Here is a 14,061-nt window from a genome sequence, read left to right as displayed (position 1 = left end):
ATCGTACGCGACCCGAGCGAGAACAGTAAGTATGCGAGGGTGTGGAGATTTGCGTTGACGCAAAACCAGGGTCACGATAAAAGTGGGCGCGATCAGAAAAAATGGGGAGGGAGCTAGCAGGCAAAACGCTCGGCAGACAGTTTTTTTGCGAACAAGGCGCTTTTATGGTCAATCTCGTTTCTGGCTCAACAGCCTCGCTCGCACGGATCGGTTCGCTCCCAACGCGACTTCAGGTCTTGTATGTTCCGGGTCCGCAGAGCCCGCGCAACTGGCTCAATGAGGCCCTTGCGACCGAGCAAATTTGCGATGTGATTCTCACCGAAACCCCCAGCCTGACACTCGCCCTGGAAAAACTTCGCGAAGAAACTTTCGACGCCGTCCTGCTGGATACGGACGCCGATTCGCGTGATTGCCAATCACTGATCGATGCCATTCGTGCCGGCTCTCATGACCATCAGGCCGTCATTCTCCTTGGTGAGGAAACGGACAGCACCGTGGCAACTCACTGTTACGAGTCCGGTGCCGATGGGTTTGTCGCCGTGCAAACATCAATTCCACGTGAGTTAATTTGGCAGATCGCGCGCGCTGCAGAACACGGTCGCTTGCGGGCCGAGAACTGGCATTTGAGACAGCGACAACAAAGGCAGAAAACGATCGAGTCAGATGAGATTTTGAAGCTGACAACCGAACTGGAATCAATCATCAGGCTCGCTGCCCCGCTCACCGAATCGGCCCCGCTCACCGAACCGAATGACGCTTCAACGGCGGACGATCAATGGCTGGAAGACGAATTACGAGAACTCATTCAAGCCTATGTGATTATGGGTTCTGGCAATTTGAGTCAGGAGATGGCGAGGTTTCTTGACCAGATCCATCAGTCTCGATTAACTCGACACTCCGTAATCACCAAGTATCCAACAGTACTTCGAAGTGTGTTAGAAGATTTAGGCAGCCGCAGTTCTCGCCATGTCTACAATCGCGGCAATCTCTTGCTGCTGGATTTAATGTTGAAATTACCGATGCCCCCTGCGGTGATACAAAAGAGCCTCCCTCACTCAATCAAGACGCGTTGTCCCAACAACCATACGGGACCAAAGGAATGTGCATGAACGTCTCACTCGTGATCCCCATTTATAATGAACTCGAAAACCTCGACCTTTTACAGGCAGAAATCCGTGCGGTCATGCAGCGGACGAAACAATCGTATGAGGTCATTTATGTGGACGATGGTTCGACGGACGGCAGCCAAGATCGACTGATTGAGATCGCGAATATGGATCCTCACATTCGGGTCGTTCGATTTCGACGCAATTATGGGCAAACGGCTGCTATGCAAGCCGGCATGGAGTCTGCGTGTGGAGATGTCATTGTCACACTCGATGGTGACCTCCAGAATGATCCTCGCGATATTCCCGCCATGCTCGAAAAAATCGACGACGGATTTGATTTGATCCACGGCTGGCGAAAGAATCGGCAAGATGCATGGCTCAGTCGCAAGCTTCCATCGAAACTGGCAAACCGATTAATTTCTTGGTCGACCGGACAACAGATCCATGACCTGGGCTGCACGCTCAAAGCGATTCGGCGCGAGATCGCCGACGAACTAGAACTCTATGGACAGATGCATCGCTTCATTCCGATTCTGGCCGCTGAGCGAGGAGCTCGCTGCCTGGAAATGGTAACGAACCATCGAGCCCGAAAACATGGCAAGAGCAAATACGGCATCTCTCGCACACTGCAAGTTCTCTTGGATCTGTGCACCGTACGTTACATGCAGGATTATTTCTCGAATCCAATGAAACTTTTTGGTCGATTCGCGGTCGGCTGCATGCTGTTGGGGAGCGCCGCGCTGGCCAGCGTGGTTGGCATGAAGTTTTTCCAACAGGTTGACATGACGGGCAACCCACTCCTGTTGATGGGTGTCTTCTTGTGGCTGGCAAGCGTACAACTCATCAGTCTGGGATTACTGGGAGAAGTCAGCGCCCGAATTTACTATAACCGTCAGGGCAATCGGCCCTTTGCAATTTCACGCAAGGTCGGTTTTCAAGATCAACTGCGGAAAGTTGCTTGAACGCACGCAGAATTCGGAATGGCGACGATCAGCTTCAAAACTGATTGGTGATCGAGCGGCAACGGGGGTCCGAGCGGCTGCTTATTTGACTTGGTAGTTGGGATTATCTTCGGCAAAGTCGGCATCGGTATAGCCAACATTGAGCCGCAGCTTCGTGTAGGTGTACTGTTCTAGCAAGCGAGGTCGATCAGAACCCTCCGCTGGCGGAGCATACGCTTCGTAATGAACTGGAATGTTCCAGTCATTGTCGACGAATACACGAGCTTCGTAAAAACCCATCTCATCATGGGATGAATTCGGCTTAATGACGATGCCGGTTGCGGTACGACCATTCACTGTGACATCATCCAAATACCGAACCTCGCAATCTGCCCCGGCCGCCAACTGAGTGCGTGCTCTTTGAATAAGACGAAGGAGCAGATTCTCAATGCCAAATTCCGTTATCGGATATCGATTTTCCCTCATCGCCAACTCGCTATTCGGATCAAGCCGAGTTGTCACAAAGGCAAATCGAGTTCCTCCACGCCGGACAAACATCTTCCCGTCGTTCTGACCTTCGACGTAGAGCACCTCGCGACCCGCAATCGACTTAGGTTTGAGGAACTTTAAGTACACGCCAAAGGGAACCTCTACCTTTCCATCAGCGATTTGCCTGTTGCGAACCTTCGCATAGATGAACTCATGCTTACCAAGCCGCCCATCCACTCGCTCACGACGAACCATAATGCACGAATAGTCACGCACTTCACGACGCATGTCGCGATAAGCAATTTCAGCCTGACGCACCAAAGTTTTGAGGGGATGCTCGCTCGCGGTGGTCGGATCGTCCGTAGGCAGCTTAAAAGTCGTTCGAGATTTCACCCTCCCAACGTTGGGCTCCTCAGTCTGAGCGCCCGTGACGCTGCTGAGCGCACAAATAGCAAAAAGACTCGATGCGATTGCTTGCCCACGGAATTTCGCCATAGTTCTCGTCTCCGCACCCCAGACTCCAACGAGCCCCTGGGCGATTAAATTTGCTGATACATCCGGCACAAATCAAGTAACACGATCACGACGTCATCCGACGGATGCGGACGTATTCTGCATATCTGATAAAATGAACCTTGGTCAATGCGTAAACAAACCTGTTCGGCAGGATAAGTGCAAATTGCCCCGGCAAAACAACGGTCTTAACAAACAAAACGGATTTGAGCGAATCGACCACGACTTCCACCCTGCCTTGCCCACTGCAAGGGGCGAAACCCATTCAATCCCATTTAAGCGAGTAAAACACGCACAACCGGAACAGCTGGAATTCCGATTTCAAAACGGCTTGGATCATCGTAACTCATTAGACACCCATGGGAATTTGGCCCCGCACTATTTTACCAATTGCTCGACGACGAACCCAACTGTCGCCTTCGCTTCGCTGCTAAACCAACACTCCCTTGATCACAACCACTCCCTTGATCACAACTTGACGTGTCTGAGGAACGCAGCTCCCATGCCAACCAAGCAGCAAATCATATCAATCCAAGCGGCACATCCGAGCTCTCGTACCAGCAGATCGATCCAGATCGCGAAAAGACGGTCCAAAAAACCAGCTGAAATTCAACTCATTCGCACTTGGCGAGTACAATTAGCTCGCTGTGATGGCTGACAGCTGTCTTCATCATGACAACGTTTGTTATCATTTAAGCCCCGCATGCAATTGATTGAATATCTGACGAATGGAAGATCCCAACCTCAACCGAAAACTTGGACCCTATCGGCTTCAACGCATTGTCGGTCGTGGGGGAATGGGAACGGTCTATGCAGCCCAGGAGCAAACGACCGGAGAACTCGCGGCGATCAAGGTGTTGTCCCCCGCCTTGGCCGGCGATGAGAGTTTTCGCGAACGGTTCGCCGCCGAAATTGAATCGCTGAAAAAGCTTCAGCATCCAAACATTGTTCGACTCACCGGTTTTGGCGAGCAAGATGGACATTTGTTCTACGTCATGGAGCTGGTGGAGGGGAACAGCCTTCAAGAAGAACTGCGACGAGGACGTCGATTCACTTGGCGTGAAGTAAGCCGAATTGCAATCGAGATCTGTGCTGCCCTGAAACACGCCCATGACCACGGCATCATCCATCGAGATCTCAAACCAGCTAATCTCCTCTTGACCACAGACGACCAAATCAAACTGTTTGATTTTGGGATCGCGAAGCTTTTTGGATCGAATCAATTGACAACTGGGAGCGTGATGGGCACCGCCGATTATATGGCTCCCGAACAAGGCGAAGGCAAGCCGGTCGGCCCGCGTACCGATCTGTATAGCCTAGGCTCCGTGATGTATGCCCTCTTGGTCGGCAAGCCGCCCTTCTCCGGACAATCGATTGCCGAAGTCGTCCACAAAGTTCGCTTTGATGCGCCCACGCCTGTCTGTCGCTTAATCAACGACGTTCCCGTCGAAATGGAACATTTGATCGAACAACTGTTGGAAAAACGGCCGGAAGGTCGAATTCCCACAGCGCTGGCGGTGTCCCATCGCCTGAAAGCAATGGAACATGCTCTCTCGGTACACAGCGACGAAGACGCAAGCGCCTCCGCCGACACAGATGTCTTTCAAATTGAGCAACTCGAAGAAGAACACGAAGCTCAGATTTCCGATCGTCCCACCATTCAACTCCCCAACGATCTCAAGGCGGAATCCGAACGGACTCACGTAACGACCGATCGGCCTTCGAGCGGAGGCGACACTCACTTCACGCGAGTTGAAGCATCTAAGGAAAGTGGCCAGTCCGTTGTTTTCTGGCAAACACTCGGAATGCTCGTCGCACTCGCATTTGTCGCTACCACCATCTATTTCGCGGTGGAACAATGGCGGCAACCACCGACCGCCAACAGTCTTTATCAAAAAATCATGGAACAGGAAGATTTTGACGACAAACGCTGGTTCTTGGCCGTTGAACGGGAGGTCAAACAGTTTCTCGAACTCTATCCAAACGACTCGCGCTCGAGCAACGTTGATGAAATCAAGGAGATGATCGAAGTCGACCGACTACAGCGCCGTCTGGAATTGCAAGCGAGACGCGGTAAATCCTCCCAATCAGCCGTTCAGCAGTTGTATGTTGCGGCCGTCCGACGGGCAGAAACCGATCTTGCCGGTTCAACCCGTGACTTGCAGTCGATTCTGATGCTTTACCAAGGTAAGGAGAAACTAAGTCCAGAAGAACAAGCTTGCTTAAATCTCATTAAACGCAGATCAGCAATTCAAGAACGTGAACTCAAACAACAACGTGAAGCCCAACTCGCCTTAATCACAAGGCAAATGCAGCACGCCAAGCAAATTCAAAAAACCAATTCAGATTTTGCAAGAGACATCTATCAGGGAATCATCAACCTGTATGCGGGCGAAAGTTGGGCGGAAACGCAGGTCGCTCAAGCGCGACAAGCTCTGTTATCATTACGCTGATACAGTAGCCAACGCTTTACCTGCCCCCCATACCGACTAGCCAGACCGATTCCGGCGCAACCAATTTGAGTACTTTCCACATCTTTTCCCGCTTCTATGCTCGAATGCCGTAAAATGGGAACTATCGGAACGTAGGGAACAGAGGCGACGATGCAGATAGTGCGCTCTTCAAAAGTGAAACGCAGCGACGCTTTGTCGCGCCCCCGATAGGCGAAAGATCACCCTTAGTTTTAGAGGCGATTGGGGTATCGGATGAGTCGATCTAGAGGTTCGCTAAGCGCCTATGGTTCAGGCGCCATAAAAAGAAAAAAACGTCACCGTCAGTCCAAGCTCTCGCTGGAAAACCTTGAAGCGCGCCAATTATTGGCCGTTGTCATCAGTGAGTTCATGGCGGCAAACGAATCGACAGTGCCCGACAACCAGGGCAACTATTCGGACTGGATCGAGCTTCGGAACACGGGTTCGCAAACGGCCGACTTAACAAACTGGTACCTGACGGACACAGCGGACAACCTCGACAAATGGCAATTTCCCGTGGTGTCCCTAGCGCCAGATGATCATCTGGTTGTGTTTGCATCTGGGGAAGATCAGACCGCGAGCCAGGATAGACTTCACACAAATTTTAAGTTGAGCTCTAGCGGTGAATATTTGGCCTTAGTCCAACCGGATGGTGTGACCGTCGAGTTCGACTATGGGGCATCCTATACAGCTCAAAGTGACGACATCTCTTTTGGTCTGTCAGAGGACTTGAGTCAACAAGGTTTTTTCACTAGCCCCACACCGGGACTCGTGAATTCAGTCCCACCGATTTCGGATCCTTCTCGCGCCGTCGTGATCAGCGAGATCATGTACGATTTGCCACGTACTGACCTACTGGACGCAGAGAATACAGCAGAAGAATTCATCGAATTACACAATCGCGGATTCGAAAGCGTCAACGTAGGTGGCTGGCAATTTACGCGCGGTGTGCAATTCACATTACCCGAGGTGTCGATCGAATCAGGAGGTTACCTCGTCGTAGCTGCGAATGTTGAATCGTTCCAAACGAAGTACCCCGATGTGCAAACGGTCGTTGGCGGATGGACCGGCACGCTCAGCAACAATGGTGAAAAGCTTGAACTCACTGATCAGCTTGGCAATCGCGTCGACAGCATCAGCTATGCGGATGAGGGCGACTGGTCGGTGCGGCGCAAAGGTTCCGAAGACCGCGGGCACACGGGCTGGATCTGGCAGGCAGGCCATAGCGGAGGCAATAAATCCTTGGAATTGATCAATCTCAATCAGATCAATTCGGCCGCGCAAAACTGGACCTCGAGTACGCCCGATGGCGGAACGCCGGGTGCCAGGAACTCGACCGCGCAAGACAACATTGCCCCGTTAATTTGGGACGTATCTCACTCCCCGCCCGTACCAACGTCAGCAGAGCCCGTAACCGTCACAGCTTCGCTTCAGGACGAACTGTCGAATGGCATCGTGGCGACACTTCGGTGGCGCATTGATGGCGAATCCGAATTCCAAACAACCCCGATGTTTGACGACGGTCTGCACGGCGACGAGGAGCCGAACGATGGCCAATTTGGCGTCATTTTGGAGCCGCAACCGCACCGCACCGTAATGGAGTTCTATGTTCAGGCCAGCGACGCGAGTGCTCAAACGAGAACTTGGCCAGCAGCCACAGCGAATGGCAATCAAAAAACGAATGCCCTCTATCAGGTTCTTGATAACATTCCCGCTCTCAAGCCGGGTGATCCGCCGATTTATCATCAGGTGATGACCACGAGCGAACGGCAAGAATTCAGCAATGTGAATCGATCCAGCAACGCTCAATTTAATGCAACGTTTATTGCAGTCACCGGTACAGGAACCGACGTGCGTTATAACACAGGCGTGCGAATTCGCGGCAGTGCTAGCCGAGACGACCGGGTGCCCAACAATCGAATCCGAATCCCATCCGATAATCCATGGAAAGGTCTAACACGAATCAATCTCAACGCACGTGCGCCAATCAATCAAGTCTCGGGGAGTACGCTCTTCCGATTGGCTGGCCTGCCGGCCAGCGACGTCCATGCGGTTCGCATGTACAGCAATGGTGTCGACATTAAAGAAGGCGGATTTTATGTCCATGCAGAAGCCTTGGATGGTCAATTTGCCGAAAATCACTTCCCGGCAGATGACGGCGGAAATATCTATCGCGGTCGTCGCCCGAATGAATCACCACCCGGTGGTGGTGGAGCCGGCCTGCAATTCTTTGGTTTTGATCCTGCGCCCTACGTCAGCTATTCGAAAAGCACGAATTCCAGCGAAGCCAATTGGTCGGATGTAATCGATCTGACAAATCGTTTGAATGAATCGCCCGCCGAAACTTATGTCCAAGATGTGCAAATTGTCGCCGATGTGGACCAGTGGTTTCGAGCGTTTGCGATGAACTCATTGATCGACAATAACGAAAATGGCCTGTTCACCGGCGACCGAGCGGGGGACGACTATGCGATGTACCGCGGCAGCAATGACACGCGTTTCCAGATGATCCCCTACGATTGGGACTCTTTATACAACAATGTGAATCGCGGCATTTTCCGGCCAACGGCCGTGCCGGCGCTGGACAAGTTGATCAACCATCCAGAATTCTTACCGCGGTACTATGGACAGTACATCGATCTCATCGACAACGTGATCCTCACGGATCACTTAAAACCAACATTGATGGAAGCGTTGGGCGACATCACGAGTCAACAGCGCATCAACGACATCGAAGAATTCCTGATTAATCGAGCGAATTCGGTACGAGCCCGCATCAACGAACGCCTCACCTTCACCGACGACCTGCCCACCCAGAATGGATTGCCGCGGATCCAGTCTCCCATTCTCAATCTCACGGGCAATGCGCCCGTGGTGACGACAAAATCCGTCCTGATCAATGGAGAATCCACCAATATTCTGCGGGGTGATGGCAGCTGGTCAATCTCAGCGTCGGAAGCAGAATCGGATACGCTGCTCGAAACTGGAGCGACCTGGCAATATCTTGACGATGGATCTGACCAGGGCAATACATGGCGCGAATCGAATTTCGATGATTCCAGTTGGGCCGAAGGCGCCGCCCAGCTTGGCTACGGAGATGGTGACGAGACAACAACCATTGGCTTTGGCGACGACGAGGAAAATCGCTACATCACTTCCTACTTCCGAAAAAACTTCGAAGTCGACGATCCTACCGAAATTGAATCATTATCGCTGGATTTACTCTTCGACGACGGAGCTGCCGTTTACATCAACGGTCAGGAAGTGGCTCGATTGAATCTGGCTGACGATGCAACCTTCGATACAATCGCTCTCGACTTCCGTGGCCGTCCACAGGAAACCGAGTTTGTCCGAACGACGCTGCCAAACACCGCATTGGAAGCTCTACAGCCTGGTACCAATATAATTGCCATCGAGGTTCACCAAGCCAGTCCAAGCAGCTCTGATACGTCAATGGATGCAAAGCTGACGGCGTTGATGGATATAACGGCCTCGGAGGGCTTGCAAGTGATGCCTGGCGTCAATCGCGTCGTAGCCGACGCCTATGATGGCCCAGATGGTAGTGGCAACAAGGTTGCCAGTGAATTCATTGATATCTGGTACGACAACGGCTCCATGCAAGAGGTAAGCGACTCGATCAACACGTCGCAAACGTGGAAGGCAGCCGATGGCCCCTATCGGATTTCCGGTAATGTGGTCATCGACCAGGGAGTCCTCTTGGCGATTGAACCTGGTACCACCGTCTTCTTTGCAGATGACGCAAAACTCACCGTACGCGGCCAGCTCATGGCGATAGGTGCTCCCCATCAAGAGATTCGCTTTACGCGAGAACCAGGTGGAAGTTCCTGGGACGGCATCCAATTCAGGAACTCGCAAGCAAACAACCTCATCCAACATGCGATCCTCGAATATGGTGTTACTGACGACGGCCTGATCGGCTTGGAAAATTCACAACTAACGATCGAGCAAAGTACGTTGGACCATGCGTCCCGACGCCGTATCCGCTCGATCAACTCTTCCTTGATCGTTCGCAATTCGGTGTTCACCAACATTACCGACCCAGGTGAAGCGCCCCCCACCGACAATCGCAGCGAACACGTCTGGGGACGTGGAATCCCCGAAGGCGGTCATTGGATTCTGGATGGAAATGATTTTGGACACATCACTGGCCACAACGACTCCGTCGACTTTGACGCCCCCAAACGACCCGACCCGATACCGATCATCCGTAACAACACCTTCCGAGGCGGCGGCGATGACGCATTAGACATGACCGGGGATGTCTACATTGAAGGGAATCTGTTCCAGAATTTCATCAAAGATGAATTCAACACCGACCCCGGTGAGTCGAACACCATCTCCGCATCCGATGGAGACTTTTGGGTGCTACGCAACGTTTTCGACAACGTACAACACGCATCACTTGTCAAGGAAGAAGCGTACATGCACTTCTTCCATAACACGGTCGCTTCAGCCAGTTTTTCACCCCTCTACTTTGATCTTCCCGGACAAACCAGTGGACCCGGTCGAGGAGCGAACGTCCAAGGCAGCATATTTGTCACAGATGCGACAACGTTTGGAGCTGTAACTGACGAAATCGACCTGCAAGTTGACCATTCCTTCCTCCCGAACTCTGAATTTGAGCTCGGTACGGGTAATCGATACGGCAATCCTCATCTTGGCACCGCCGCAGAGAACTACGCGCTGCTTACGGGATCACCTGCAATCGGGAGTGGACCGAATGGAGTCAACATGGGAGCGCAAATTAACGGCGGCCCAATCCTCACAGACGTGCCTAAGACACCAACGGCGGACACCACTGCGACGATCCGGGTGGGAGGTGCGGGCATCACTCAGTACCGTTTTCGGTTGAACGATTTCCCCTGGAGTCCCGAACGGCCGATCAGCTCCGAAATCGAATTTTCCGGTCTGGAGCCCGGAAGTTATACAATCTCCGTCATCGGCCGTGACTCGCTTGGTCATTGGCAAGACGAAACGGACGCCACTTCTCACACTTGGCAAGTCGATCCCACACTGCCTGGCAGTGTACGGTTGAATGAAGTCCTGACCAGCAACACAGCAGCCTATCAGGCAGGCAATGAATTCCCAGACGTGATTGAACTTTACAACGATGGAGGTGCCGACTTCGATCTGAGTGGATATCGCTTGTCAGACCGACTCGACGTAAATGACAAATTCATTTTCCCCGCAGGATCGGTAATCGCAGCGGACGAATACCTGATACTTACCAACACCGCTGAAGCAGAAAATCTTTCGCTTTCGTTTGATCTGGATGCCATTGGGGAAGCCGTCTACTTATTCGACGCCAGCGGACAAGTCGTCGATTCGATTGTGTTTGGACAACAACTCAACGATCGTTCAATCGGCATCATCGACGATCAAGGCAGCTGGAATCTAAATCTCCCCACGATTGGAGCTCCTAATCAAGCGGCTCCGCTGGCTTCGACAAGCGAATTAAAGATCAACGAATGGTTCGCAGCTTCAAATATTCGATTCAAAAACGACTTTGTCGAACTCTACAATCCACAAACTGAAGCTGTAGGCTTGGGCGGCTTGTGGCTGACTGATGAGGCGTCTACAGCTCCCAACCAATACCAGATTCCAGAGCTGAGTTTCATTGATGGATCTGGCTATGTGAAATTCATTGCTGACAACGACGTCCAAGATGGAGCCGACCACACCAATTTCAAGCTATCGTCAACTCATGAGCACCTCGCCCTCTTGACGCCTGACTTGCAATTCATCGACCAGGTTTTCTACTACCCTCAAACAACCGATGTCTCTCAGGGACGAATTCCTGACGGGGGCAACGAGTACGGTTTCTTTCCTGTTCCAACTCGTGAAATCACCAACAACCAGCCCAATTCAACCGAAACTTCGGTGCTTCAGTTCAGCTGGGATGCCACGTGGCGATACGAGCCTTCTGGTGGCGATCTGGGAACCGCTTGGCGCGAACCCGACTTCGACGACTCGGAGTGGGAATCCGGTATCGGATTACTCGGCAATGAAAACGAAAGACTTCCCGAGCAACTCGAAACAGAGTTTTCGCTCGGCGACATCACCTACTATTTTCGCAAACGGGTAGACATCGACGAAGACCCAGCCGACCTTATCTCTGAATTCAGCACGATCATCGATGATGGTGCCATCGTTTACATCAATGGGCAAGAAGTGCTGCGACTACGAATGCCCGACGGCGAAATCGATTTCGAACGAACGGCCAATGGCAACGTGAATGAAGCGCAACTTGAGGGACCGTTCGTTATCCCGGCAGAAGTTTGGGAACGTGGTGAAAACGTAATTGCTGTTGAAGTTCATCAAGTCCGACAAAACAGTTCCGATTTGGTGTTCGGAATGGATTTGGCGGCCAGTGTGATTTCCAACAATCCGACGATCGAGAACCAACAGGCAATCGTTGACGGACTACGAATCACAGAAGTCATGTACAACCCAGCAGACAGCCAATCTTACGAATTCATTGAACTCCAGAATCTGAGCGACAGCGAAATCAATCTCCAGGGTGTGCGTATCGCAGGAGCCGTTGATTTCGAATTCCCAGCGGTCAGCCTTCCCGTCGGCGAACGAGTGATCATTGCTAATGACTCCGCCGCAATGCTGCAACGCTATGGCAGCGGCATCAACCTCGTCGGACAGTACTCAGGACAACTGAGCAACAGCAGCGAGGAACTAATTCTCCGACTGGCCAACCCCTTCGACGCGGGCATACTCCGGTTTGAATACGACTCTCGTTGGGAATCATCGACCAATGGTATGGGCCGCAGCTTGGAAGTCGTCGATCCGACCGCTTCCTTCAGCGATTGGGGCGAGAAAACCAACTGGCAAGCGAGTGTTGAGATGGGTGGCACACCTGGCTTCGCAACGGGTCCCACACCCCACAGTGACAATGTCGTCATCAATGAAATACTCTCTCATACAGACCTCCCCCTTTTCGATAGCATTGAGCTTTTCAATCGATCGGATACCAACGTTGATCTGAGCGGTTGGTACCTTAGCGACAGCCAAAAAAACCTATTTAAATACCAACTGCCAGAAGGCTCTGAGCTACCAGCTGGCGGATACCTGGTCCTGGACGAAACGAACTTTAATCCCACCCAGGGCACGGGTTCAAATGACTTTTCACTCGACGCCGCTCATGGAGACTCCATCTGGCTTTGGAAAGCAGACTCCGACGGAAACCTCCATCGCGTCATTGATACGGTTGAATTTGGAGCAACGGCTAATGCTGAATCACTGGGCAGAGTCCCGAACGGTGATGGCGAATGGTCTCCCCTACTCGACCTTTCCTTGGGTGACACAAATGGAGCCGCCCGAGTCGGCCCCATCGTCATTAGCGAAGTGAATTACCATCCACAAGACCCATCGGAAGCTGCACTGCAAATTGACCCGTTACTCGAAGATGATGACCTGGAATTCGTCGAAATCCTCAACCCGACCGACCAAACGCTTGACCTGACCAATTGGCGCATTCGAAAAGGCATTGATTTTGATTTCGCCGACGACACCCTCATCCGACCGCGACAAGCTCTCGTGGTCGTTTCTTTCGACCCAAGTAACCCTGCGAATACTAATCGACTTGCGGCTTTCAGAATGCACTATGGATTACCCGATTCAAGGCCGATTGTGGGTGGATACGCTGGCAAGCTGGATAATGGCGGCGACACAGTGCAATTGCAACGGCCCGATGAAGCGCCGCTGGGCGAACCCAACTTCATCCCTCGATTGATTGAAGATGAAGTCAGCTTTGACGATGCAAGCCCCTGGCCAGAATCAGCGGACGGCGGCAGCGATTCTCTTCAACGTCAATTGCCAGCCGAACTCGGTCGACTGGCAGCCAGCTGGACGGCGGCGGCTCCCACCCCGGGCGAAGTACCGGGCATGTCGATGCCGGGCGATTTCAATGGAGATGGATTCGTCGAATTCGTCGACATTCAACTATTCTGCGCAGGACTTCAGGCAAGTGACCTACAGTTTGACTTGAATGACGATCAACTCGTGAACGATGCTGATCGAAATGTCTTGATTAACGACATCCTGGGAACCACCGTTGGTGATGCCAACTTGGATCGCACTTTTAATTCTTCCGATTTGGTCGTTGTTTTTGTCGCCGGCGAGTACGAAGACGCCGTGGATGGCAACTCGACCTGGGCGGAAGGCGATTGGAATTGTGACGGTGAATTCGACTCAAGCGATGTCGTACTGGCATTCCAGGAAGGCAATTACTCTGTCGAAGCAGTCATCCAGCCAGTTTTATCAACAAATGCAGTCGCCGCCAATTTATTCAGCCCCGCGGTCGAAGCTCAATTGGAACGCACCGAGAAGCTAAAACCGACCGTCTTGCGAGCCACGACCACACCCAGGGCGAACGAGGTCAGCGCTGCTTTCGCAAACGCTGACTCCCTCTTCGATCGGGAATTCGAACTGGATGATCAGCTGGCAAACGATATCGCGATCGCCGATTTCGACCTGTAACCAATGAAACCGGGCGTTCAACTTTGA

The 14,061-nt window shown here is 52.2% G+C and carries 5 protein-coding genes; 4 read left to right on the top strand and 1 reads right to left on the bottom strand.

Translation table 11 applies throughout. The features are described from left to right. Positions 1-164: 164 nt before the first annotated feature. Together P8N76_13555 and P8N76_13550 are read left to right on the top strand one after the other, a co-directional pair. Positions 165-1,109, top strand: coding sequence for a hypothetical protein (locus P8N76_13555; protein ID MDG2382690.1), 945 nt, complete (start codon positions 165-167; stop codon positions 1,107-1,109). Further along, a complete protein-coding gene (locus tag P8N76_13550) occupies positions 1,106-2,071 on the top strand; it encodes a glycosyltransferase family 2 protein (GenBank protein MDG2382689.1) in 966 nt (321 codons plus the stop codon). Before P8N76_13555 ends, P8N76_13550 begins: the two co-directional genes overlap by 4 nt. Positions 2,072-2,152: 81 nt before the next feature. Here P8N76_13550 and P8N76_13545 read toward each other — a convergent pair whose 3' ends face one another. Then, positions 2,153-3,034 carry a DUF1571 domain-containing protein gene (locus P8N76_13545; GenBank protein ID MDG2382688.1) on the bottom strand — a complete coding sequence of 294 codons (882 nt, stop codon included), beginning with the start codon at positions 3,032-3,034 and terminating at the stop codon, positions 2,153-2,155. 746 nt (positions 3,035-3,780) lie between these two features. Here P8N76_13545 and P8N76_13540 point away from each other — a divergent pair. Further along, positions 3,781-5,505 carry a serine/threonine-protein kinase gene (locus P8N76_13540; protein MDG2382687.1) on the top strand — a complete coding sequence of 575 codons (1,725 nt, stop codon included), beginning with the start codon at positions 3,781-3,783 and terminating at the stop codon, positions 5,503-5,505. A 252-nt stretch (positions 5,506-5,757) separates the two neighbouring features. Further along, on the top strand, positions 5,758-14,034 hold the full coding sequence (locus P8N76_13535) for a lamin tail domain-containing protein (GenBank protein ID MDG2382686.1): 8,277 nt from the start codon (positions 5,758-5,760) through the stop codon (positions 14,032-14,034). Positions 14,035-14,061: the final 27 nt, after the last annotated feature.

The organism is Pirellulaceae bacterium, assembly GCA_029243025.1.
Lineage (GTDB): Bacteria > Planctomycetota > Planctomycetia > Pirellulales > Pirellulaceae.
Note: the sequence above shows the minus strand (reverse complement) of the source record. Positions and strands in the feature narration are given on the sequence as shown.

Coding starts and splice junctions, on each gene's coding strand:
- P8N76_13555 (MDG2382690.1), top strand. CDS start 165: ATGGTCAATCTCGTTTCTGGCTCAACAGCCTCGCTCGCACGGATCGGT.
- P8N76_13535 (MDG2382686.1), top strand. CDS start 5,758: ATGAGTCGATCTAGAGGTTCGCTAAGCGCCTATGGTTCAGGCGCCATA.
- P8N76_13550 (MDG2382689.1), top strand. CDS start 1,106: ATGAACGTCTCACTCGTGATCCCCATTTATAATGAACTCGAAAACCTC.
- P8N76_13545 (MDG2382688.1), bottom strand. CDS start 3,034: ATGGCGAAATTCCGTGGGCAAGCAATCGCATCGAGTCTTTTTGCTATT.
- P8N76_13540 (MDG2382687.1), top strand. CDS start 3,781: ATGGAAGATCCCAACCTCAACCGAAAACTTGGACCCTATCGGCTTCAA.